21 protein-coding genes are annotated in these 21814 nt (G+C 74.4%); 11 read left to right on the forward strand and 10 right to left on the reverse strand.

Going from position 1 to position 21814, the window contains the following annotated elements; translation table 11 throughout:
* Positions 1-43 precede the first annotated feature (43 nt).
* On the forward strand, positions 44-742 hold the full coding sequence (locus JE024_RS00765) for a haloacid dehalogenase type II (RefSeq protein WP_205371696.1): 699 nt from the start codon (positions 44-46) through the stop codon (positions 740-742).
* Between the two features lie 189 nt (positions 743-931).
* Here the strand turns inward: JE024_RS00765 and JE024_RS00770 are convergent, their stop codons facing one another.
* The gene (locus JE024_RS00770) at positions 932-1498 is read right to left on the reverse strand and encodes a hypothetical protein (protein WP_205371697.1); all 567 of its coding nucleotides are present in this window, start codon (positions 1496-1498) and stop codon (positions 932-934) included.
* Between the two features lie 242 nt (positions 1499-1740).
* On the opposite strand from JE024_RS00770, the gene JE024_RS00775 reads away from it, so the two are divergent.
* Positions 1741-2736: a peptidoglycan-binding protein gene (locus JE024_RS00775; RefSeq protein WP_205371698.1), complete on the forward strand. Its 996-nt coding sequence runs from the start codon at positions 1741-1743 to the stop codon at positions 2734-2736.
* Positions 2737-2773: 37 nt separating this feature from the next.
* Here JE024_RS00775 and JE024_RS00780 read toward each other — a convergent pair whose 3' ends face one another.
* Positions 2774-4048: a glucarate dehydratase family protein gene (locus JE024_RS00780; protein ID WP_205371699.1), complete on the reverse strand. Its 1275-nt coding sequence runs from the start codon at positions 4046-4048 to the stop codon at positions 2774-2776.
* A 297-nt stretch (positions 4049-4345) separates the two neighbouring features.
* On the opposite strand from JE024_RS00780, the gene JE024_RS00785 reads away from it, so the two are divergent.
* Entirely contained in the window at positions 4346-4891 is a 546-nt protein-coding gene (locus JE024_RS00785; protein ID WP_205371700.1) for an MOSC domain-containing protein, read from the forward strand.
* A 69-nt stretch (positions 4892-4960) separates the two neighbouring features.
* On the opposite strand, the gene JE024_RS00790 is transcribed toward JE024_RS00785, so the two are convergent.
* Together JE024_RS00790 and JE024_RS00795 are read right to left on the reverse strand one after the other, a co-directional pair.
* Positions 4961-5281, reverse strand: coding sequence for a transcriptional regulator (locus JE024_RS00790; RefSeq protein WP_205371701.1), 321 nt, complete (start codon positions 5279-5281; stop codon positions 4961-4963).
* Positions 5278-5742: a hypothetical protein gene (locus JE024_RS00795; RefSeq protein ID WP_205371702.1), complete on the reverse strand. Its 465-nt coding sequence runs from the start codon at positions 5740-5742 to the stop codon at positions 5278-5280. Before JE024_RS00795 ends, JE024_RS00790 begins: the two co-directional genes overlap by 4 nt.
* Positions 5743-5966: 224 nt before the next feature.
* Between JE024_RS00795 and JE024_RS00800 the strand changes: the two genes are divergently transcribed.
* From JE024_RS00800 to JE024_RS00810, 3 genes are all read left to right on the forward strand, one after another.
* Positions 5967-6320, forward strand: coding sequence for an SCO0607 family lipoprotein (locus tag JE024_RS00800; protein WP_372449746.1), 354 nt, complete (start codon positions 5967-5969; stop codon positions 6318-6320).
* A 159-nt stretch (positions 6321-6479) separates the two neighbouring features.
* Positions 6480-7418, forward strand: a complete 939-nt coding sequence (locus JE024_RS00805) for an ATP-binding cassette domain-containing protein (RefSeq protein ID WP_205371703.1) — start codon at positions 6480-6482, stop codon at positions 7416-7418.
* Positions 7415-8266 carry an ABC transporter permease gene (locus JE024_RS00810; RefSeq protein WP_205371704.1) on the forward strand — a complete coding sequence of 284 codons (852 nt, stop codon included), beginning with the start codon at positions 7415-7417 and terminating at the stop codon, positions 8264-8266. The genes JE024_RS00805 and JE024_RS00810 overlap by 4 nt, the downstream gene beginning before the upstream one ends.
* 55 nt (positions 8267-8321) lie before the next feature.
* Here the strand turns inward: JE024_RS00810 and JE024_RS00815 are convergent, their stop codons facing one another.
* On the reverse strand, positions 8322-9302 hold the full coding sequence (locus JE024_RS00815; protein ID WP_205371705.1) for an alpha/beta fold hydrolase: 981 nt from the start codon (positions 9300-9302) through the stop codon (positions 8322-8324).
* 352 nt (positions 9303-9654) lie between these two features.
* Here JE024_RS00815 and JE024_RS00820 point away from each other — a divergent pair, with 352 nt between their 5' ends.
* Positions 9655-10017, forward strand: coding sequence for a hypothetical protein (locus JE024_RS00820; RefSeq protein ID WP_244882480.1), 363 nt, complete (start codon positions 9655-9657; stop codon positions 10015-10017).
* A 69-nt stretch (positions 10018-10086) separates the two neighbouring features.
* Here JE024_RS00820 and JE024_RS00825 read toward each other — a convergent pair whose 3' ends face one another.
* A complete protein-coding gene (locus JE024_RS00825) occupies positions 10087-11505 on the reverse strand; it encodes a DEAD/DEAH box helicase (protein WP_205371706.1) in 1419 nt (472 codons plus the stop codon).
* 245 nt (positions 11506-11750) lie between these two features.
* Here JE024_RS00825 and JE024_RS00830 point away from each other — a divergent pair, with 245 nt between their 5' ends.
* Positions 11751-12413 carry a GOLPH3/VPS74 family protein gene (locus JE024_RS00830; RefSeq protein ID WP_205371707.1) on the forward strand — a complete coding sequence of 221 codons (663 nt, stop codon included), beginning with the start codon at positions 11751-11753 and terminating at the stop codon, positions 12411-12413.
* A 407-nt stretch (positions 12414-12820) separates the two neighbouring features.
* Here JE024_RS00830 and JE024_RS00835 read toward each other — a convergent pair whose 3' ends face one another.
* The gene (locus JE024_RS00835; protein ID WP_205371708.1) at positions 12821-13888 is read right to left on the reverse strand and encodes a zinc-dependent alcohol dehydrogenase family protein; all 1068 of its coding nucleotides are present in this window, start codon (positions 13886-13888) and stop codon (positions 12821-12823) included.
* Positions 13889-14113: 225 nt separating this feature from the next.
* Here JE024_RS00835 and JE024_RS00840 point away from each other — a divergent pair, with 225 nt between their 5' ends.
* The 3 genes from JE024_RS00840 (at position 14114) to JE024_RS00850 (ending at position 17774) form a co-directional block, all read left to right on the forward strand.
* Positions 14114-15847 carry a sensor histidine kinase gene (locus JE024_RS00840; RefSeq protein ID WP_205371709.1) on the forward strand — a complete coding sequence of 578 codons (1734 nt, stop codon included), beginning with the start codon at positions 14114-14116 and terminating at the stop codon, positions 15845-15847.
* Positions 15848-16017: 170 nt separating this feature from the next.
* On the forward strand, positions 16018-16692 hold the full coding sequence (locus JE024_RS00845; RefSeq protein ID WP_205371710.1) for a CBS domain-containing protein: 675 nt from the start codon (positions 16018-16020) through the stop codon (positions 16690-16692).
* A 185-nt stretch (positions 16693-16877) separates the two neighbouring features.
* Positions 16878-17774, forward strand: coding sequence for a universal stress protein (locus JE024_RS00850; RefSeq protein WP_205371711.1), 897 nt, complete (start codon positions 16878-16880; stop codon positions 17772-17774).
* A 146-nt stretch (positions 17775-17920) separates the two neighbouring features.
* Here JE024_RS00850 and JE024_RS00855 read toward each other — a convergent pair whose 3' ends face one another.
* The 3 genes from JE024_RS00855 to JE024_RS00865 all read right to left on the reverse strand — a co-directional run bounded on the left by JE024_RS00855 (position 17921) and on the right by JE024_RS00865 (position 21571).
* Positions 17921-18577 carry a CBS domain-containing protein gene (locus JE024_RS00855; protein WP_244882481.1) on the reverse strand — a complete coding sequence of 219 codons (657 nt, stop codon included), beginning with the start codon at positions 18575-18577 and terminating at the stop codon, positions 17921-17923.
* Between the two features lie 115 nt (positions 18578-18692).
* Entirely contained in the window at positions 18693-20513 is a 1821-nt protein-coding gene (locus JE024_RS00860; RefSeq protein ID WP_205371712.1) for a vWA domain-containing protein, read from the reverse strand.
* Positions 20510-21571, reverse strand: a complete 1062-nt coding sequence (locus tag JE024_RS00865) for an ATP-binding protein (RefSeq protein ID WP_205371713.1) — start codon at positions 21569-21571, stop codon at positions 20510-20512. The genes JE024_RS00860 and JE024_RS00865 overlap by 4 nt, the downstream gene beginning before the upstream one ends.
* Positions 21572-21814 lie beyond the last annotated feature (243 nt).

Here is a 21814-nt window from a genome sequence, read left to right on the forward strand (position 1 = left end):
AGGGACGCACGCGTGCCCCGCCGACGCCCAGGAGGCCCCCGACATGCCCGTGCCGGAGTTCGACGCCCTCGTGTTCGACGTGCTCGGCACACTCGTCGACGAGCCCGCCGGCATCCGTGCCGGTCTTCGCGCGCTGGATCCCTCGCTCGACGAGCCGCGCGTCGAGGAGTTGCTGTCGCTGTGGTACCGGCACATCGAGCAGGAGCAGCGCCTCATCCTCGACGGCACACGCCCCTACCGCACCAGCGAGGCCGTCGACCTCGAAGCCGCCCGGCTCGTCGCCGCCGCCGTGTCGGTCGACGACCCCGCCGCCGTCGCCGCGCTGGCCCGGTCGGCCCGCAGGCTGCCGCCGTGGCCGGACACCCTGCGAGGACTCTCCCGGCTCGCCGAGCGCCACCCGGTCATCGGACTCTCCAACGCCGGCCGGACGGCGCTGCTGGACATCAACGCCCACGCCGGACTCCGGTGGCACCAGGCTCTGTCCGCCCAGGACGCCCGCACCTACAAGCCCGACCCGGCGGTCTACCGACTGGCCGTCACCGCCTCCGGCCGGCCGCCCGAGCGGCTCCTGATGGTGGCCGCCCACGCCTGGGATCTGCGCGGAGCCCAGGCCCTCGGACTCCGCACGGCCTACGTCCACCGCCCCGTGGGCGATCCGCCCACCGGCGCCGACACCTTCGACGTGTACGCCGACAGCCTGACCGGCCTCGCCGACCTGCTCGAACGGGCCCGACCGGTTTGAGCGGGCGCCGGGGCGGGGAGCTCCGGGCCGGCGCGGCCCGCCTGACCGAGCTCGGTCGGCCGAAACGAGCCCGACCGGCTTGAGCGGGCGCCGGGGCAGGGAGATCCGGGCCGGCCGGCGCGGTCCGCCCCGGCACGCGGAGCAGGGCGTGACGGTGCGGGCCGGGGCAGGCGAACGGCCGGACGACCGCTACTCGTTGATGGTCTCCAGGTATTCGTCCGCGCCCTCCTGGTCGATACTCCCCTGCGCCAGCAGGTGGGCGACCACATCCCTCGCGATCGCCTTTCCGTGCCCGCACGCGTCCATGACCACCGCATCCAGCAGCCCCCCGATGCCCAGGGCCACCGCGAGGTCGGCCATCCTCCGCCAGGCCGGCCGAGACCCGTGCTCCTGCGCCTCCTCGGCCTCGATCAGGGCGTCGGTGGTCGGGTACGCCGGAGCTGTCCCCACGGCGATCGCCGCCGCGTGCTTCAGCGCCGCGGGAACCACGTGCAGGATCAACTCGTGCAGGAGGCCGTCGTACAGGCCGTCGCCGCCGCCTCCGATCTGCAGGGTGACGGTGATCTGGGTGTCGGGCTGCACCCAGTCGATGCGGGTGTTCTGGAGGCGGGTCCGGGATCGGACCGTGTCGACCAGGACCATGAGCCGGATGACCGGATCGTCCAGGACCGCTTGGACGGTGGCGTCATGAACGGCGACGGCCTCGATGAACTGTTTCGCACGGCCCTTCAGTCGGTCAGGTGCGTTGTCCCTCATGATCAGCACGGTTTCCCCCCGGTCTGCCGAGCGGGCCACGGCCGGCCCGCGATGTCCACGACGTTAAGGGAGCAACCGGCCGACTGGGGCCCACTTGAGGCAATTACGTGTCATCCACATAAGTGGAATGGTTTTCGCCGCTCAGGGGGTGTATGCGGGCCTGGAACCCGCGGGCCGAACCTGGCATGCTCTCGCCCGATGCAACGCGCGTAGAGCCACCCGGGACTCCAGGAGGACGCCACATGTGCGAGCAGTGCGGACCGGTCGACGGTGCGGCGGACGCCGCCGAAGAGGAAGCGATCGGCGGGGAGCCGGGGCGCCGGGTGACGTCACGCAGACGGCTGCTGCTCGGCGCGGGCGCGGGGCTCGCCGTGGCCGTGGGCGGGGTGCCGGCCTTCACGCGGGCGGCCTCGGCGGCCACGCTCAAGGACGGGCGGTGGTGCAACCCCGCGCGCGGCCGCTTCCCCTCGGGCGGACACTACGGGGCGCCGCGCGGCTCCTACCCGCATGCGGGACAGGACGTCAGCAACTCCACCGGCACGGCCGTCTACGCCGCGGCCGCGGGCACCGTGGTGCGGCGCGGGACCGCCGTCCTGTCCGGGCGCACCGGGTACGGGCTGGTCCTCTCGCACGGTGGCGGGCTGTACACCTACTACGGGCACCTCAGTGTGTTCCGGGTCGCCCTGAACGCCGCCGTCACCGCCGGGCAGCGCATCGCCGACATGGGGGCCACGGGGAACGTCACCGGCCCGCACCTCCACTTCGAGGTCCACTCCGGCGGTCTGGGGCCGACGGTCGACCCGGTCGCCCACCTCGCCGCCCGGGGTGTGGATCTGGGCGGCGGCTGGCCGGCGATCGCCCCGGGAGCCTCCGGCGCCACCGTCCGGGCCGTCCAGCATCTGATGACCCAGCGCGGCACCGCCCTGGTGGCCGACGGCGTCTACGGACCGGTGTCCGTGGACGCGGTGAAGCGGTTCCAGTCCTCCCGGGGACTGGTGGCGGACGGGGTGGTCGGCCCGAAGACCTGGCCGGGCCTGGTCCCGTCGCTGCGCGAGGGGCACCCGGGCTCGCATGTGCGCGGTCTGCAGACGCTGTTGAACAAGCACAGCGCCGGCATCGCCGTCGACGGGTCGTTCGGCGCGGTGACCGACTCCGCCACCCGCGCCTACCAGCGGGCGAACCGTCTCGTCGCCGACGGGCTCGCCGGTCCCGTGACGTGGGAGGCCCTCGCCGGGTGACCCCGGCGCGCCGCGGCCCGGCCCGTCGCGGGCCGGGTCACCAGCGGGGCGACTTCCTCTCGTACGCGGGGTCGATGCGGCGCATGTATCCGGTGTCGTCCCGGTTGCGCAGGCCGCACGTCAGATACTGCTCGTGGAGGCGGGCGAGTGCGTCCCGGTCCAGTTCCACGCCCAGCCCCGGGCCGGCGGGCACGGCGACCGAGCCGTCGCGGAAGCCGAGCACGCCCGGCACGACGACGTCCTCCGCGGGGTCCTTCCAGGGCCAGTGGGTGTCGCAGGCGTAGGTCAGGTTCTCGGTGGCGGCGCCCAGGTGGGTCATCGCCGCCAGGCTGATGCCGAGGTGGCTGTTGGAGTGCATCGACAGCCCCATGCCGAAGGTGTCGCAGATCCCCGACAGCAGCTTCGAGCGGTGCAGGCCGCCCCAGTAGTGGTGGTCGGAGAGGACGACCCCGACCGCGTCGCGGCGCACGGCGGAGGGCAGTTCGTCGAAGGCGACCACGCACATGTTGGTCGCCAGCGGCATGGCGGCCTCCCTGGCCACGCGGGCCATGCCCTCCTGACCGGGCGTGGGGTCCTCCAGATACTCCAGGACGCCGTCGAGCTCGCGGGCCACCCGCAGCGAGGTCTCCACCGTCCAGGCCGCGTTGGGGTCGAGGCGCAGCGGGACGCCCGGGAACGCGTCGCGCAGCGCGAGGACGGCGTCCACCTCCTGGCGCGGCGGCATCACGCCGCCCTTGAGCTTGACGGCGGTGAAGCCGTACGTGTCCACCATGCGCCGCGCCTGCGCCACGACCGCGTCGGGGTCGAGCGCGGGGCCCCAGTCGTCGGGTGCCTGGCCGGGGTGCCCGGCCCACTTGTAGAAGAGGTAGGCGCTGAAGGGGACCCGGTCGCGGACGGCGCCGCCGAGGAGGTCGCACACCGGCCGGCCGGCCGCGCGGCCCTGGATGTCGAGGCAGGCCGCCTCGAAGGGGGAGAAGACCCGGTCGAGCGTGCCGCTGGTGGTGATCATCCCCGTCAGTCCGTGGCCGTCGCTGCCGCTCTCCCCGCCGAGCACCCTGCCGACCCGCTGCCGCATCGGTCCGAGCGCGTGGACGTCCATGCCGGTGACGGCGTCGGCGGCGGTACGCAGCCTCCGCAGATGACCCTCGTCGGCGTAGGTCTCGCCGAGCCCCGTCAGACCCTGATCCGTCGTCACCTCGACGACGGCGCGCAGCGCGTAGGGCTCGTGGACGCCGACCGCGTTCAGCAGGGCGGGATCCTTGAAGGCGACCGGGGTGATGTCGATACGGGTGATCCTCGGGCTGTCGCTCATCGGCGTGCTGCCTCCGTGGGAGCCGGGCGGGTCGGGGCGGTGGTGCCCCGCGGGCGCGGACGGCCGTTCATCGGGATTCATGTATGAGAACGACTGTCAGGAATGAGAACCCCAGGCAACCTAAGGCGCATCCACGGGGAGGTCAAGAAGCGGCGCCCCGGGCGGCCCGCGCCGGCTTCCGCGCGCACCCCCGGCGGATCACACGGCCCCGGCCGGCCGCAGGGCCCCGCCCACCGGGCAGGAGGCCCCGCCCCTAGGATCGAGGGGCCCGGAGCGGGCCGAGAACATGGGGGCGCAATGGCCGGTCGGGTCGCCGCGGTGAGCCGGAACGAGACGTACTCCTTCAGCAAGCCCAATCACGGGTCGATCACCCTGCTCGCGGGACTCGGGGTGGAGGGCGACGTGCACGCGGGTGAGACCATCCGCCACCAGTTCCGGATGACCTACGAACCGGACCTGCCCAACCTGCGCCAGGTGCACCTGATGCACGAGGAACTCTTCGACCGGCTCGCCCTCAAGGGCTTCCAGGTCTCCGCGGGGCAGCTCGGCGAGAACGTCACCACCCGCGGGGTGGACCTGCTGGGCCTCCCCACCGGCGCGCTGCTGCGCCTCGGCGACGAGGCGGTGCTGGAGGTGACGGGCCTGCGCAACCCGTGCGCGAAGATCAACGACTTCCGCGCGGGACTGCTCGCCGAGGTGTTCACCATCGACCCGGTGTCGGGCGATTTCACGTTCACCTCCGGCGTCATGGCCGTGGTGCGCCGGGGCGGGACGGTCCGCCCCGGCGACGCGGTCGAGGTCGAACTCCCGCCCCCGCCGCACCGTCCGCTGGAGCGCGTCTAGGGCCGGCCCGCGCGGCCCGCACACCCGGGTGGCACGCGCGCCCGGGCGACACACGGCCCGCCGACATCCTCAGAGCCGTTCGGCCGCCCCGCCCTCGGGGCTCGCGCCGGCGAGGATGGCGCGGAGGGCCGCGATGTGCCCGTCGAAGGCTTCCCGGCCGGTGGCGGTGAGACGCGCGTAGCGCCTGCGGCGGCCGCCGCTGAGACGGCGTTCGGTGGTGACGTAGCCCGCTTCCTCGAGGGTCGTGAGCTGTTTGGACAGGGCCGAGTCGGAGAGCTGGAGCCGGTCCCTGAGAAAGGCGAACTCCGCCCAGTCGGCGGCCGCCAGGGTGGCCACCAGCGACAACCGGGTGCTGGGATGGATGAGTTCGTCGAAGCGTGCCGTCGTCATGCCCGCGCCCACCGGCGGAGCACGGTGAGGATCTCCGGCCCGCCGAACCCGATGACGGCCGCGACCGGCAGCGCCGCCCAGAGCGCGGCGTGCGCGGCGCCGTCGGCGTCGAGCGCGAGGGCCGCGACGACGGTGACCGCCACCAGGCCGAGCAGCATGCCGATGACGACGAGGGGGACGCGGCCCCCGGCGACCGCCCTGCTGATCTGCACCCGGTCCGTGCGCCGGCGTCCGCCGAGCAGGCGGGACGCGAGCGCCGCGTGTCCCGCGCCGAAGCAGACGGTGGCGATCCCGGCCGGCCAGGGGGAGGCCAGGGTGCCGAGCGCGCCCAGCAGGAGCCAGCCGCCCGCCATGGCCCACCAGTAGCCGCGCGGCAGCCCCACCTCCCCGGCGACCTGGCGCCGGGCCCGGTCGACCGCGTCGAGAGCGTTGCCCGCCTGCTCAGGAGTGATGTCGTTCATGCCGCATCCTCACTTTCCTGTTGGGAAAGTCAGCGTCCCACTTTCCCAACAGGAAAGTCAAGGGTCCCCGGGTCCCGCCGGCGGTGCGGAAGTCGGCCAAGTACGGCCGGAAACGGCTGCGTTGAGTACGGAGGTGGGCACCCGGTTGAGTACGTGTACTCAGGTTCCGGATGATCACCGCGGGCGAGAGTGGACGCAGACCACACAGCCGACAGGAGACGACCGTGACCACCCCCCTGCCCCGCAGCCCCCGCCCCGCCGCCCGGCCCTCCCGGACCGGACGGATCCGGACCGCGGCGGCCGCCGCGCTCGTCGGGGCCGCCGCGCTCGCGACCCTCACCGGCTGCTCCGGGCTCTCGTTCCAGGACGACATCTGCAGCGGCGGCGAGTACCCGGTGATGTCGATCGGCTCCACCGGATCGGCCTGCGTCAAGGACGGCGAGAAGGTCCCCGAGGGGTACACGCGCTACCCCGAGGGCAAGGTGCCGCAGAAGGTCGACGACGAGTGGGACGTCTACTGGCGCACGCACAGCCTGGACGAGGACGGCAAGGTGATCGACGTACCCGAAGCCGGCTGACCACCCGCCGGGGGCCGCGGGGGCGCCACTCCCCCGCGGTCCCCGCCGGCCGGCGCCGGGCGCCGCACCCGGCCAGGTAATCAACTTTGACTAATCGAGCGGGCCGCGCTACCGTCCCGGTGTAGTCAAGTTTGATTACCTGTTTGGGAGGGCAACGCTGTGACTGACCGCGATCCGGCGATCGTCGTCGAGGGACTGCGCAAGCGGTACGGGGACAAACACGCGCTCGACGGCCTCGATCTCACCGTCGGCGCCGGCACCGTCCAGGGGATCCTCGGACCGAACGGCGCCGGCAAGACCACCGCCGTCCGCATCATGTCCACACTGCTGCGCCCGGACGAGGGCCGGGTCGAGGTGGCGCGGATCGACGCGCTGACCCGCCCGGAGGAGGTGCGCGCACGGATCGGGCTGCTCGGCCAGAGCGCGGCCGTCGACGAGGAGCTCAGCGGCCGCCAGAACCTGGAGATGTTCGGCCGCCTCCATCACCTCGGCGCCCGCCGGGCGGGCACCCGTGCCGATGAACTCCTCGGCAGGTTCGGCCTCGCCGACACCGGGACGAAGGCCGTCCGGCAGTACAGCGGCGGAATGCGCCGGAGGCTCGACCTGGCGGCCTCGCTGATCTCCGAACCGGAGGTGCTCTTCCTGGACGAGCCGACCACCGGACTCGACCCCCGCGGCCGTACGGAGGTGTGGAACGCGGTGCGCTCCCTCGTCGGCGGCGGCACGACCGTGCTGCTCACCACCCAGTACCTGGAGGAGGCCGATCAACTGGCCGACCGGATCGCGGTGGTCGACCGCGGGAGAGTCATCGCCCAGGGCACGGCGGACGAGTTGAAGACCCGGACGGGCGGCGACCGTATCGACGTGACCCTGCGCGATCCCCGTCAGCTGGCCCGGGCGGCGGCGCTGCTGCCCGGCGAGGCGGCCGTCGACGAGAACCGCCGGCTGGTCAGCGCCGCGGTCACCGACCGGATGACGGCCCTGACGGCGACGGTGCGGGCCCTGGAGGCGGCCGGTGTCGAGGCGGAGGACATCGCGGTGCGGCGGCCGACGCTCGACGAGGTCTTCCTGCATCTGACGAAGGAGGGATCGGCATGAGCACGGCACCGACCGCACAGGCGCCCCACCGCACGGCGGGAGCCCGCGGCCCGCGCACCGCCCGGCCGCGGCTGGGCTGGGCGGCGGCCGACTCCTGGACCATGACCAGGCGCGAACTCGCCCACTGGGCACGGCAGCCCTTGCAGGTGGTGGTCGGGCTGGTGTTCCCGGTGATGATGCTGCTGATGTTCAGCTACCTGATCGGCGGGGGCCGGGGCGTCGAGGGGGACTTCACGGAGTACCTGGTGCCCGGCATGCTCACCATGACCATGGCCTTCGGTCTGGAGGCCACGATGCTCTCCGTCACCCAGGATCTGGGCAAGGGGGTCGTCGACCGCTTCCGCACCATGCCGATGACGTCCGGCGCGATCCTGGTCGGACGGAGCGTCGCGGACATGCTGCAGTCGGCGGTCGGGCTGACGGTGATGATCGCCGTCGGGTACGCGATGGGCTGGCGCTGGCACGAGGGGTTCGTCCCGTTCCTGGGCGCGGTGGGGCTGTTGCTGCTGCTGCGGTTCGCGATGCTGTGGATCGGCATCCATCTGGCGATGGTCGCGGGCAGGCCGGAGCTGGTGCAGGCGGTGCAGATCCTGGTGTGGCCCGTCAGCTTCCTCTCCAACGCGATCGCCTCCCCGGAGTCGATGCCTGCCTGGCTGGGCGCGGTCGTCGAGTGGAACCCCATGTCGGCGACGGCCACGGCGGTGCGCGGCCTGTTCGGCAACCCGGGTGCGGTGGGCGACTCCTGGGCGGCCACGCACGCGGAACTGCTGGCGGTGGCGTGGCCGCTGGCGCTGGTGGCGGTGTTCTTCCCGCTGGCGGTCGGGCGGTTCAGGAACCTGAGCCGCTAGCCGGCGGCACCGACGGCCGGGATGCGACGGTGCGTCGGGCGGGGCGACCGGGCGCTCAGGGCAGGCCGGCGAGCCAGTCGGTCAGCAGGCGGTTGACCTCGGCGGGGCGTTCCTGCTGGATCCAGTGGCCGCAGCCGTCGAGGACGTGGGAGGACATCAGGCCCGGCAGGGTGACCGGGTACGCCTCGATCGCGTCGGCGAGCCAGGTGGTGGAGGCGTCCAGGCCGCCGCCGGCGAACAGGGACGGCTGGGTGAGGGGGGCGCCTTCGTGGGCGGCGAGGTCCTCCCAGTCGCGGTCCATGTTCCGGTAGCGGTTGAGTGCTCCGGTGAGGCCGGTGCGCTCGAACTCCCCCGCGTAGACGTCGAGATCGCGTTCGCCGAGCCAGGCGGGCGGCGGTCCGAGGGGGAAGCGTTCCCGCAGCGTCCCGGTGGGCCCGGAGACGAAGTGCGGGTCGGGGGCGCCGGGTGCGGGCATCGTGCCGGCGGAGAGGGCGGCGTAGAAGCCCGCGAGCCAGCCGCGTACATCGGGTTCGATCTCGGCCTCGGCCCGGCCGGGCCGCTGGAAGTAGGAGACGTAGAACTCCTCGTCGCCGCCCATCCGGGCGAAGACGTCGCTGGGGCGCGGCCCGCCGGGCGGGGTGTAGGGGACGCTGAGCAGCCCGACGGCACGGAAGACGTCCGGCCTGAGCAGGGCGGAGGCCGCGGCGATGTTGGCGCCCCAGTCGTGGCCGATGATCACGGCGGTGTCCTCGCCCAGCGCGTGGACCACCGCCGCGTTGTCCGCCACGAGTTCGGTCATCCGGTACGCGTCCACGGCGGCCGGCGCGGAGGAGCGGCCGTAGCCGCGGACGTCGACGGCGACCGCGCGGTGTCCCGCCGCCGCGAGGGCGGGGAGCTGGTGGCGCCAGGAGTACCAGCACTCGGGGAAGCCGTGGACGAGCAGGACCAGCGGCCCGGTTCCCTGCTCCACCAGGTGGATGCGGCCTCCCGGCGCGGGGACCAGCCGGTGGGTCGTCTCCGGTGCGTGCTGCGGCATACGTGCTCCTCCTGCGTCGTCGGCCGGTGCGGCCCTCGGGCCGGCGTCGGTCCGGGCCGGTCTCCCGGGCCCCGTTCCGATCATGCGCAATGCCGCCGCGCCGGGCCGTGTTCCTTGCCGTTCCGGCAAAATCCCGGGCCCGGCGGGTCCGCGTCGCGGAATCGGGGCCCGGTTTCGGGAACGCTCCGGCGCGGCGGGGCCGCGGGCCGTCGGGCGGTGTCCGAGATGGCGTCGGAGCGCGGCCGGAAGGTGACTTTCTGCACCCGCTCGCAGTCGGATAGTAATGGCGCGGTGCCTGGCATGGTCCGCCGACGGTCGGCGGCGGTCCAGGACGCCGAGAGGGGAATGACCCGTGACCCGCACCCGCTCCAGAGTCCTGACCGCGATGGCGGCCGCCGCCCTCGCGTTCACCGCGAGCCCGGCCACCGCCGCGCCCGGTGACACGCTCAACATGTGTGCCAGCGCGCTGACGCCGAGCGGGTGGGTCGACGTCCAGTGGTGGAACAGCAGCGGCTGCGGGTCGGGCTTCACGCCCAACTCCAAGCAGATCAAGGACCTTCAGGGCTACCCGGTCGGCACCCAGGTCAACGCCTGCGCCTCCACCTGGCCGCCAGCGGGCTGGACCATCGTCAGCACCTACTACACGAGCTCCTGCCGCTACTCGGCCGTGCCGAGCCTGGACCCCAACAGCTGGACGCTGAAGCGCACTTCCTGACGCCTGCCGGGGGCGCCGGCCACGGGCGGCACGGTCGGCCCGGCCGGTGTCCCCGCGGCGGGGGCGACGTCAGTGGCCGCGGCGGATCCGGGCGGCCTTGCGGGCCTCGGCCGTCCGGCGGGCCTCCGCCGTTCTGCGGGACTCCTTCTTCGGCGCGTTGCCCAGGCCCTTGAACGGGGTGTTGCCCTTGGCGGCCCGGTCGGCGACGGGAGGCCGCCGGGCGCCGGTGATGGCGGTCAGCCGCGCCTCGCCGGAGCGCACCTGGGTGACGGTGGGCCGGACGCCCGCGTCGTGCATCATCCGGTTCACGTCGCGCCGCTGGTTCGGTGTGACGAGGGTGACGACGCTGCCGGACTCCCCCGCGCGGGCCGTGCGGCCGCCGCGGTGGAGGTAGTCCTTGGCGTCGGCGGGCGGGTCGACGTTGACGACGAGGTCCAGCGCCTCGACGTGGATGCCGCGGGCGGCGACGTTGGTGGCCACCAGCACGGTGATCTCGCCGTTCTTGAACTGCGCCAGCGTGTGGGTGCGCTGCGGCTGCGACTTCCCGCTGTGCAGGGCGGCGGCCCGGATGCCGCCGGCCCGCAGATGGCGCGTGAACTGGTCGACGCCGGCCTTGGTGTCCAGGAACATGAGCACGCGGCCGTCGCGGGCGGCGATCTCGGTGGCCGTGGCGTACTTGTCCGCGGGGTGCACGTTCAGCACATGGTGCTCCATCGTGGTCACCGAGCCCGCCGCCCGGTCGACGGTGGCGAGGACCGGGTCGCGCAGATAGCGGCCGACGAGGTGGTCGACGTTGCGGTCGAGCGTCGCCGAGAAGAGCATCCGCTGCCCGTCGGGCCGCACCTGGTCGAGGAGCTCGGTGACCTGGGGCAGGAATCCCAGGTCGCACATCTGGTCGGCCTCGTCCAGCACGGTGATCCCCACCCGGTCCAGGTGGCAGTCCCGGCGTCCCACCAGGTCGGCCAGCCGCCCGGGGGTCGCGATGACGACCTCGGCGCCGTCCCGCAGGGCGCCGGCCTGCCGGCCGATGGACAGGCCGCCGACCACCGTCGCCGTCCGCAGGCCGAGGGCCTGGGCGTACGGCGTGAGGACGTCGCTCACCTGCTGGGCGAGCTCGCGGGTGGGCACCAGGACGAGTGCGAGCGGGCGCTTGGCGTCGGCGCGGCGGCCGGCCGTGCGGACGAGCAGGGCGAGCCCGAAGGCGAGGGTCTTGCCGGAGCCCGTCCTCGCGCGGCCCACGACGTCCTGCCCCGCGAGGGCGCCGGGCAGGGTGGCCGCCTGCACGGGAAACGGTTCGCGTACGCCGGCGGCGTCCAGCACCCGCATCACCTCGGCGGGCAGCCCGAAGGCGGCGAACGTCGTGGCGGGGGACGGCTCGGTGCCGGGTGTCCGTGCCGTGTCCGCGCCCGGTGCCGTGGCGGCTCCGGGGCGGGTGGTCTCGGGGCGGCTGGTCTCGGCGTTCCGGTCTGCCGGCGGCTTCGCGTTCATGGGGGCCCTTCCGTGGTCCGACGCCCGCAAGGAACAGGGGCCCGTGCCGTGTGGCGCGGACCCCGGAACGTCGAAGCGCGGCCTCCATTTTACCAGCGGGTCAGGGGCCCTCTTCCCGCTCCCGCCGCGGTCCGCGGCGGGACGGAGCGATACTGATCGTGACAGCCGCCCCGCCGCCCGGCGGCCCGGAAGCGGGCCGGGCGGGTGGAGGGGCACCGTGCCGACGTCTTCGAGGGGAGCCGTTCATGACCGCGGCGAACACGACCACGGCGAAAGACCTGTTCATCATCGCCATGGACACGGGGCCCGACCATGCGGTGGGGCAGGGCGACCTGTCGCTGGCGCTCGCGGGGGCCGAGCTGATCGATCTGCTCGGCTCGGGATCCGTCACGGTCGACGGCGACCGCGTCGTGCCCGGCCAGGCGCCCGCGCCGGACGACCGGCTGCTCCGTGAGGCGGCGGCACTCCTCACCCGGCAGCCGCCGTACGAACCGGTCGAGGACTGGCTGTGGCGCCGGGGGCGTGAGCTCGCCGCCGCCTACCGGGACGCGCTGGAGGCGGAGGGCGGGCTGACGCGCGCGGGCGGCGACCGGTCGCTGTTCGGCACCCGGCGCGTGGAGCCGGCCGACACCCCCGCCCGCCGCCGCGCGACGGAACGCCGCGCGGAGGGCGAGCCCGTCCTCACCGCCCTCGGCGCGGCCGTGGGCATCGACGACGGGGAGTCCGCCGGTGCGGACGCCGACGAAGCAGGCGGCGGGGAAGCAGGCCTGCTGCCGCCGGCTCTCGGCGACGAGTCGGTGACGGCCGTGGTCGCCGCCGTCCATGACGCGGTCATGGAACTGGAGGCGGTCCGCCAGCGGCGGACCATCGAGAACGCGGCCTTCGCCAACGTCTGGCGCGGCCCTTGAGCCGCGCCGCGCGGGGCCGGTGAGCCCCTGAGCCGCGCCGCGCGGGGCCGGTGAGCCCCTGAGCCGCGCCGCGCGGGGCCGGTGAGCCCCTGAGCCGCGCCGCGCCGCGTGCGGCGGGTGAGCCTGGCCGGCCGAGCAGGGCCGGGCCCTCGCGAATCGATCCCGGCCCAGCAACGCCCCGCGCGGTACGCAAACCGGGTCCGACCGGGCAGCCCCGGGCGCGGCCCCTGAGCCGGCGCGGCCCAACAGGGCCGGGCCCTCGCGAACCGGCCCCGGACGGGCAACGCCCCGCGCGGTACGCGAACCCGGTCCGGCCGAGCAGCCCCGGGGCCGCGCCCCCGCGCGCTCCGCGCACCGGCTTCGTCGCGGGGGTGCCGGGTGCGTGGCGTGTGGTCGGGGGGCGCGAGCTACGCCGCCCTGACCTCGTCGTGGCGGGGGCCGCCGAGGACGACCTTCAGGGCGCCTGTGTCCGCGGCGCGGGAGAAGACGTCGTACGCCTCGCTCATCTGCCCCAGTTCGAAGCGGTGGGTGACCAGTTCGCGCCCGGCGGGAAGCCGCCCGGCGGCGGTCATCCGCAGCAGCAGGGGCGTGGAGTGGGTGTCGACGAGGCCGGTGGTGATCGTCACGTCCTTGATCCACAGGTCTTCGAGGTGGAGGGCGGCGGGCTTGCCGTGGACGCCGACGTTGGCGACGTGGCCGCCGGGCCGGACCATCCGGGTGCACAGTTCGAACGCCTCCGGCACGCCGACCGCCTCGACCACGGCATCGGCCCCGAGGCCGTCCGTGAGGTCCCGGACGAGGGCCTCGGGGTCCTCGGCGGCGTTCACCGTGGCGTCCGCGCCCATCCGCCGCGCCGCTTCGAGGCGGGACTCGGCGAGGTCGACGGCGATGATCCGGCCGGGTGTGAAGAGCTGCGCCGTCGCGACGGTCGCCAGTCCGATCGGGCCCGCGCCCACCACGACGACGGTGTCACCGGGCCGCACCCGTCCGTTGAGGACGCCGACCTCGTAGGCGGTCGGGAAGATGTCCGCCAGCAGCACCGCGTCCTCACCGGGCACGGCGGCGGGCAGCGGGTGGACCGAGAGGTCCGCGAACGGGACGCGGACGTACTCGGCCTGGGTCCCGTCGATGAGATGCCCGAGCACCCAGCCGCCGCCTCCGCGGCACTGCCCGTAGCGGTTCTCCCGGCAGAACCCGCAGCGGCCGCACGCGGAGATGCACGAGACGAGTACGCGGTCCCCGGGGCGTACGCCGCGGACCTCGCCGCCGGTCTCGACGACCTCGCCGACCGCCTCGTGTCCGAGGACCGTCCCGGGTGCCACCTCGGGTACGTCGCCCTTGACGATGTGCAGATCGGTGCCGCAGATGGTGACGGCGTCGACCCGCACCACCGCGTCGGCCGCGTCCTTGACGGCGGGGTCCGGGACGTCCTGCCAGGACGTCTGTCCGGGACCGTGGAACACCAGTGCCTTCATGACCTCGTCCTTCCTGCTCGCGCTCTGCTGCCAGCCTTGCCCCGGCGGGCGGGCGGGCGCATGGGCCGTTCGGGCCCGAAAGGTCCCGGACGTACCCCCGTGCGCCCCGGCCGGACGGGGCCCGCCGGTGCGGGGCGCGTCCGGGGCGGCACGGTGGGGTGGCGGCGGTCCCCGCCGACGGCGATCTACGGTGGACCACGGGTGCCGCTGGGAGCCGGAGGTCAGATGAACGACAGAGCGCCGCGAGCAGTCGACCAGCTCTCGCAGCTCCGGCTCGACGAGCTGCTGGGCGAACTGCAGGTGCGCCTCGACGCGGTCCGCGGCACCCGGGACCGGGTGCACGGTCTGCTGGAGGCGGTGATCTCCGTCGGCACCGAGCTCGACCTGTCGTCCGCGCTGCGCCGGATCGTCGAGGCCGCCACCGTGCTGGTGGACGCGCGGTACGGCGCGCTCGGTGTGATCGGCGAGGACGGGCTGCTCTCCGAGTTCGTCCCGGTCGGCGTGAGCGACGAGCAGTGGGCGGCCATCGGGGATCTGCCGAGCGGGCACGGACTGCTGGGCGAGCTGATCCGCCATCCCGAGCCGCTGCGGCTCGCGGAGCTGTCCGAGCACCGCTCGTCCTACGGTTTTCCGCCGCATCACCCGCCCATGCACTCCTTCCTGGGGGTGCCGATCCGGGTGCGCGACAAGGTCTTCGGCAACCTGTACCTCACGGAGAAGCGCAGTGCCGAGGAGTTCGACGCGGACGACGAGGTGGTGCTCTCGACGCTGGCGGTGGCCGCGGGCGTGGCGATCGACAACGCCCGGCTCTACGAGGAGGCCCGCCGGCGCGAGAGCTGGCTCGCGGCGAGCGCCGAGGTGACGGGCAGGCTGCTGTCCGGGCGTCCGCGCGGCGAGGTGCTGGATCTGATCCTGACGCGGGCCCGGGGCAATGTGGCGGCCGACGCGGGCTTCGTCGCGGTGCCCGTCGAGGGCACCCGGCGGCTGCGGGTGGTGCTGGCCGTGGGTCTGAACGCGGAACGGCGGCACGGCATGCTGCTGCCCGACGCGGACGGCTTCGTCGGGGCCGCGTACTCGGCCGCCGAACCGGTGACCGGCACGGACATCGCCCGGGACGCCCGTGCCCGGGACGACGCGGAGTGCTGGACGGGCCTCGGTCCGGCGGTGGCGGTGCGGCTCGGCTCGGGCGGTGTGGTGCGCGGGGTCCTGGTGCTCGCCAGGAAGAGCGGCGGCGCCGCCTTCACCGGCGAGGAGACCGGGCCGCTGATGGACTTCGCGGGGCAGGCGGCGCTCGCGATGGAGCTCGCGGAGCGGCGCAGCGACGCGGAGCAGATCGCCATCCTGGAGGAACGCGACCGGATCGCGCGCGACCTGCACGACCTGGCCATCCAGCGGCTGTTCGCCACCGGTATGACCTTGCAGAGCGCGCAGCGCTTCGTGGAGCACCCGCAGGCGAGCGAGCGGTTGCAGCGTGCCGTCGACGACCTGGACGCGACGATCAGGATCATCCGCTCCACCATCTTCGGCCTGCGCACCCACGACTCGGAGCCCGGCGGCACGCAGTCGCTGCGCAGCCGTATCGCCCAGGCCGTCGAGGGCGCGGGCGCCGCGCTGGGCTTCCCGCCCGCGCTGCGGGTGGAGGGGCTGCTCGACTCCCGGGTCCCCGGGCCGGTGGGCGACCATCTGGTGGCCGTGCTCGTGGAGGCGCTCTCCAACGCCGCCCGGCACGCGCGGGCGCGCTCGGTGGACGTGCACCTCACCGTGACGTCCGAACGGCTCACCCTGACGGTGGCCGACGACGGCGTCGGCATCGGCCCCGACCCGGCCAGGAGCGGGCTGAGGAACATCGAGGAGCGCGCCCGGGTGGTCGGCGGCACCGCCGAGGTGGGCCCGCGCGCCCGGGGCGGCACCCGGCTGACCTGGACGGTGCCGCTGGGCGGCGGGACGGACGGTTCCTGACCGACCGGGCCGCCGGGGGCGTCGGGTGCGGGATCCGGGAATCCGGGAATCCGGGGATCCGGGGCGGGAGGGTCCCCCGGGCAACGGGCGGGCCCGATCGGCCCTGTGGCCGCGCCGCCGCGCGTGTGAGGGTGGGAATCGGCCCCGTACCGGCTCCGGAGGGATCAGCCATGAACCGCCGCTCACCGCACCACGTCGGCGACGTGATGACCTCGACCGTCGTCGCGGTAGGACCGGAGGCCCGTTTCAAGGAGATCGCCGCCGCCATGACGCAGTGGCGGGTCACCGCCGTGCCCGTCCTGGAGGAGGAGGGACGGGTCGTCGGGGTGGTCTCCGAGGCGGATCTGCTGCACAAGGAGGAGCTGCGCGACAGCGAGGCGACCCTCGTCGGGCAGCGGGAGCACCTGACCGACTACGCCAAGGCGGGCGGCGTCACGGCGCGGGACCTGATGACGGCCCCCGCGGTCACCGTGCGGTCCGACGCCTCGCTCCCCCAGGCCGCACGCCTGATGGCGGAGCACGCGGTCAAACGTCTGCCGGTGGTGGACGCGCACGGTGTCCTGAAGGGCATCGTCAGCCGCTCGGACCTGCTCAAGATCTTTCTGCGCACCGACGAGGACCTGGCGGCCGAGGTGCGGCGCGAGGTGGTAGACCGCTTCCTGCCCGTCTCCCGCCCCGGCATCGGGGTCACCGTCGACAAGGGGCGTGTCACGCTCACCGGGCCGGTCGGCGACCCCGCCCTGATCCCGGTCGTCGAAAGACTCGCGCGGGCGGTGGAAGGCGTCGTCGACGTGCGCTGCGACCTGATCGCCCCCACGGCGCGGATGCCGGAGCCCACCGCGTGAGGCGGACACGGAACGGGAGCCGACCGGGCCCTCGCCGCACGGGCGGAGCCGCCGCGGCGTCCGGCCCGGGCCGAACGGCCCGGAGGTGGGCCCTTGGGCCCTTCCGCCGGGCCGTCCGGAGGGGCAGCGTGGGGAGGGTCCAACGGATGTCCTCCGAAGGACGTCCTCCGACGAAGGAGACGGTCATGACGCGCATCGTCACCGTCGGCATCGACGGGTCACGGGAGAGTCTGGCGGCGGCCGGCTGGGCGGCGGGCGAGGCGGTGGCCCGCGGCGAGCTCCTGCGGATGGTCCATGTCTGGAGCAACCACGCGGTGGCCGTCACCCGCTACGAGGAGCCCGAGACCCATCGGCGCCGGGCACACGGCCTGCTGGACAGCGCCGCACGCTACGCCCTCGCCGACCGTCCCGGTCTGCGGCTGGAGACCTCGCTGCTCTCCGGCGATCCGGTGCGGGAGCTGTGCGCGGCGGGTGCGGAGGCGGATCTGCTGGTCCTGGGCTCGCGGGGGCTGGGCGGGCTCACCGGCTTCATCACCGGCTCGGTCTCCCTGGCCGTGCTGGCGCACGCCCGGCGTCCGGTGGTGCTGGTCCGGGCCGGGGAATCGGAGGAGACCGCGGCGCCGGACTCCGCGGACGGCGAGGTGGTCGTGGGGCTCGGCCTGCCCGCGGACGACGAGGTGACGGCCCAGGCGTTCGCCCACGCCGAGCGCCGCGGCGGCGGCCTGCGGGTGGTGCACTCCTGGTCGCTGCCGCCGCTGTACGGGGCGCACACCACCGGTGTGCGGCAGTCGATCCTGGACGAGCTGGCGGCCGAGGCGCACCGGGGTCTGGAGGAGGCGCTGGCGCCCTGGACCGCGAAGTACCCGGACGTGCCGGTGGAGCGGCGGTACGGGCGGGGCTCGGCGGCGGAGGCGCTCGTCGAGGCGTCGCACGGCGCCGCGCTCGTCGTCGTCGGCCTCAGGCGCCGCACCGGCACCTGGGGAGCGCATGTCGGGCCCGTGGTGCACGCCGTGATCCACCACAGCGCGGCGCCCGTCGCCATCGTGCCCCACGACGCGCACGACCAGCCGAGGGCCGAGTAGCCGAGGGCCGGGGCCGTCACGTCCGCACGGCCGCGCTGCTGCGCGGCCGTGCGGAGCCCGTGCGGAGCCCGTGCGGAGGCGGACGTGACGGTCGGCCGGAGGCCGGGCCGACACGGCGGTCGGTCGCCGGAGGCCGTGGCCGGTCGTCAGCCGGAGGCCGTGGTCGCGGAAGCCGTCGCGGCGGGGCGGAGTTCCAGCCGGATGTCGACCACTCCTTCCACCGCCCTGACGGCCCGGGCGGCCAGCGGGACCAGGGCCCGGTCCCGGAGGTCCCCGCCGAGGACGGCGACGCCCTCCTCGACGCGTACGGTCAGCGTCGCGGGCAGGGCGGGCAGCACGTCGTCGCGTATCTCCCGGGCGATCTCCGCGTCGGACCGCAGGAACACCTTCAGCAGGTCGCTCCGGCTCACCACCCCTTCCAGCAGGCCCTGTTCGTCGACCACCGGCAGGCGCTTCACCCGCCGCCGGGCCATGACGCGGGCCGCCTCGGAGAGGGTGGCGTCGGCGTGGACGGTCACCGCCGGGCTGGTCATCAGGTCCTCCGCGTAGACGGCCGCCGCCTTCGCGGTCGCCGGCCGGGAGCGGTCGGCGAGGACGTCCGCGCCGAGGTGGTACTCCTCCTTGTGCAGCAGGTCGGCCTCCGAGACGACGCCGATCACGCGGCCCTCTCCGGCGAGCACCGGCAGGGCGCTGACCTTCCACTCGTCCATGAGCTCGACGATCTCCTTGTAGGACGCCCGTCCGCCGACCGCCACCGCGGTGTGGGTCATGACGTCGCTCACGGTGTGGGGTGATGTGTTCACCGAAGTCACCTTCTCCCGGCACCCTCACCGCCAGCCTGCGCCGGGGCGCCGCGGCCGGGGAAGGGCCCCTCGGGCTCCGGCCCGGGGCCGGTCGGCCCTCGGGGGCCGGGGGCGCTCACGTCAGACGGAACACCGGGCCGCGCGGGGTGAACGGCAGCGACGCGCCCGCCGGCACCAGGTAGGCGTGCTCCCGGCGCACCCGCAGCACGTCGCACCAGCCGTCGGTGATGACCAGGACCGGGGCGGCGGGCGGGAAGTCGCCGGCGCGCTGGAGGAGGTCGACGCCGGGCTGGAGGACGGTGCCGCCGCGGCCGCGGACCCTGACCCTGCCCGCGATCTCGGCCGGGGGCAGGTATCCGGCGTCGTGGGGCGCGGCGTCGCAGAACACCACGCGGGCCGCGGGCACGTCGCGGGCCTCGGCGTAGGAGGCGATGGCGCCGAGGGCCTTGCCGAGGAGCCGGGTGTTCATCGAGCCCGAGGTGTCCAGGACGACGCCGAAGGTGCAGCGCGGGGTCTCCTCCTGCGGGAAGTACCGTCCGGCCCGCGGGATGCCGGGGGTGGACGCCTGGCGGCGGGACGGGCGGGAGTAGGAGCGGACGGGTTCGGGCCGGGGCACGTACTCGTCGAACCAGCGGGCGAGGCGCGCGTCCCAGGGCACCGGCGGATGCGCCAGGGCGCGGATCTCCTGCACCAGTCCGGCGGGCAGCAGTCCCCGCTCGCCGGCGCCGTGGAGTTCGAGGCCCTGGGTCAGGCCGCGGCGGTAGAAGTCGTCGAGGTCGGCGTAGGGGCGGGTGTCCCCGTGCGGGAGCGGCTCGCCGAGGATGTCGCCGGCGCCCTTGCCGCGCAGGGTGGCGAGCCGGCGGCGCCGGCGGCGGCCGGTGACGATGCGGTCGTAGACCTCCTCCACCGACAGGCCCTTCGTCTCCGGGTCGTGGAGCAGCCCTTCGGGCATGTCGCCGACGCGCATCTCGACGAGCCAGCCGTTGACGACGAAGTCGGCGGCGACGTTGAACAGCAACGGGTCGCGCGGGCCGCGCCGTTCGCCGTGGCGCAGGGCGGCGTGCAGCATCTCGTGGGCGAGTACGAAGCGCCATTCCTCGTCGGTGAGGCTGCGCAGGGGGTTGACGTAGATCTCGGCCGCGGCGGAGCTGACGGCGGCGATCGCGATGTCCTGGGCCCGGGCGAGTTCGGCGTCGGCGACGACGGTGAACCCGGCGGCGAGGCCGCCCAGGAGCGGGTAGGAGGAGACGAACCAGTCGCGTGCCCGCTCCCAGGGGCGCTGGGGCAGGCGTTCGCCGGTGGTGCGGTCGCGGCGGCCGCCGGCGACGTCCATGGAGGCGGAGACGCTGCGGGTGAGGGCGTGGGCGAACGCGGTCTCCCAGTCGGGCGGCGCGGCGCCCTGCCACATCGGCCAGGGGACGAGGATCTGGTCCGGTTCGTCGCCTGCGGTGCCGCAGTCCCGGCAGGCGGGCGGGATGCCGTCGCGCCGCCAGCGGGCGGCGAGTTCGTCCTCGTCGCCGCCCGGATACGTCTCGGGCAGGTGGTCGGGGGCGCGGCCGACGGGGAACGTCCCGAGGAAGCGGTTGACGACCGTGCAGCGGGCGGCGCGGGTGAAGGCGTCGGGCTGCTCCCGCACCCTGTCGCGGGAGGCGGGGACGTGCCCGAAGCCCAGGTGCAGCAGGCAGTGGGCGAGGGTCCAGGCCCAGACGTCGGGCTCGGCGCGCCGGGTGGGGTGGACGTGCACGGTGCCGTCGGAGTCCACGGCGGCCAGGCCGGTGGCGGGGATGCGGCCGCAGTCCTTCCGCCGGCAGATGTCCGCCTCGACGGCGGCCAGCGCGGGGTTGCGCTTGACCAGGGCGAGGCCGGCGGCGAACGCCTCGGCGGCCGGGTCGGGCGGGTCGCCCTTGCCGCCGCCCCGGCGGCGCGCGCCGCTCACCGGCGGGCCTCCACCAGCCGCGGCATGTCACGGGCGGCCTCGACGAGGAACCAGGCGGGCAGCACGGGCAGTCCGTCGCGGTCGTCGGCGATGACGGTCTGGGCGACCTCGACGGAGATCTCGGCGAGCTGCACGAGCAGCGCCTTGGCACGGTAGGCGGTCTGCCGCAGGGCGGGCGAGACGTGCTCCTTCTGCCGGGGCAGTTCCTTGACCAGCCGGCCGCGGAAGGCGTCCGCGAGGTAGTAGAGCAGGTCGCGGTCCTCCAGGCGGTTGGGCCAGGAGGCGTCGCCCTTGAGGATCGCCTCGATGCCGAAGCTGTGGCGGACGATCTTGGCGTAGCCGCAGAAGGAGACGGCGTGCGCCGGGGTGAGGGTGCCGTGCACGACCACCCGCAGGGTGTCCTCGTCGACGGCGGGGCCGAAGGAGTGGAGGGCGTCGGAGAGCATGTGCCAGGAGCGGGGGGTGGAGAACGGCTCCTCGGTCTTGGGCGGCTGGGACCACAGGTGGTCGGGCCGGTCGGTGAGGTAGTCGGTCACCCACGGGTGGATGCCGTTCTCCCCCGCCCACACCAGCCAGTCCGCACAGGACGCCCGCAGATGGACGTGGGTGAGGCGGTTGACGAGCGCGGAGGCGATGGGACGGGCGAGGGCGTTGTCGGTGGCGCGGTTCCCGGCCCCGATGACGATGGAGCCGGCAGGCAGTTCGTAGGAGCCGATGCGGCGGTCCAGGATGAGGGAGTAGAACGCCTTCTGGACGTCGGGCGAGGCGGCGTTGAGCTCGTCGAGGAACAGGCAGTAGGGCTCGTCGCGGGCGATGGCCTCGGGCGGGCAGAACACGGACCGCCCGTCGCGGATCTGCGGCACCCCGATCAGGTCCTCGGGGGCGAGCTGCGTCCCGAGCAGGCTGACGCACTCCAGTCCCAGCGAGTCCGCGAAGTTCCTCACCAGCGACGACTTGCCGATTCCCGGCGCTCCCCAGAGGAACACGGGCCGCACGGTGGCGAGCCCCAGCAGCAGATCGGGGACCTGGGCGGGAGAGACGGTGACGGCGGCCTGCACGCGATGGATGTCCTTTGCGGGGAGGGGAGATGACGGCACGACGGGAGTGGACGGCACAGCCGGTGCGGACGCCGTGCCGGGAGGGGACGGCCCGCTCCGCGACGCCCTGGAGGGCGGGAGCCGGGCCCGCTCAGTGTGGGGGAACCGCCGCCGGTCACGCAGCCGGTTTTCCCGGCGGGGACGGGCGCGCGGAAGACCAACTGGTCATCAACCGGAATAGTCATTATCTTGAGTAGGGTGCGC

The organism is Streptomyces zhihengii (genome assembly GCF_016919245.1).
Lineage (GTDB): Bacteria > Actinomycetota > Actinomycetes > Streptomycetales > Streptomycetaceae > Streptomyces > Streptomyces zhihengii.

Excerpts from the sequence above, each read along its gene's own strand:
- JE024_RS00765 (WP_205371696.1), top strand. The coding sequence starts at position 44 with ATGCCCGTGCCGGAGTTCGACGCCCTCGTGTTCGACGTGCTCGGCACA.
- JE024_RS00770 (WP_205371697.1), bottom strand. The coding sequence starts at position 1,498 with ATGAGGGACAACGCACCTGACCGACTGAAGGGCCGTGCGAAACAGTTC.
- JE024_RS00775 (WP_205371698.1), top strand. The coding sequence starts at position 1,741 with ATGTGCGAGCAGTGCGGACCGGTCGACGGTGCGGCGGACGCCGCCGAA.
- JE024_RS00780 (WP_205371699.1), bottom strand. The coding sequence starts at position 4,048 with ATGAGCGACAGCCCGAGGATCACCCGTATCGACATCACCCCGGTCGCC.
- JE024_RS00785 (WP_205371700.1), top strand. The coding sequence starts at position 4,346 with ATGGCCGGTCGGGTCGCCGCGGTGAGCCGGAACGAGACGTACTCCTTC.
- JE024_RS00790 (WP_205371701.1), bottom strand. The coding sequence starts at position 5,281 with ATGACGACGGCACGCTTCGACGAACTCATCCATCCCAGCACCCGGTTG.
- JE024_RS00795 (WP_205371702.1), bottom strand. The coding sequence starts at position 5,742 with ATGAACGACATCACTCCTGAGCAGGCGGGCAACGCTCTCGACGCGGTC.
- JE024_RS00810 (WP_205371704.1), top strand. The coding sequence starts at position 7,415 with ATGAGCACGGCACCGACCGCACAGGCGCCCCACCGCACGGCGGGAGCC.
- JE024_RS00815 (WP_205371705.1), bottom strand. The coding sequence starts at position 9,302 with ATGCCGCAGCACGCACCGGAGACGACCCACCGGCTGGTCCCCGCGCCG.
- JE024_RS00825 (WP_205371706.1), bottom strand. The coding sequence starts at position 11,505 with ATGAACGCGAAGCCGCCGGCAGACCGGAACGCCGAGACCAGCCGCCCC.
- JE024_RS00830 (WP_205371707.1), top strand. The coding sequence starts at position 11,751 with ATGACCGCGGCGAACACGACCACGGCGAAAGACCTGTTCATCATCGCC.
- JE024_RS00835 (WP_205371708.1), bottom strand. The coding sequence starts at position 13,888 with ATGAAGGCACTGGTGTTCCACGGTCCCGGACAGACGTCCTGGCAGGAC.
- JE024_RS00840 (WP_205371709.1), top strand. The coding sequence starts at position 14,114 with ATGAACGACAGAGCGCCGCGAGCAGTCGACCAGCTCTCGCAGCTCCGG.
- JE024_RS00845 (WP_205371710.1), top strand. The coding sequence starts at position 16,018 with ATGAACCGCCGCTCACCGCACCACGTCGGCGACGTGATGACCTCGACC.
- JE024_RS00850 (WP_205371711.1), top strand. The coding sequence starts at position 16,878 with ATGACGCGCATCGTCACCGTCGGCATCGACGGGTCACGGGAGAGTCTG.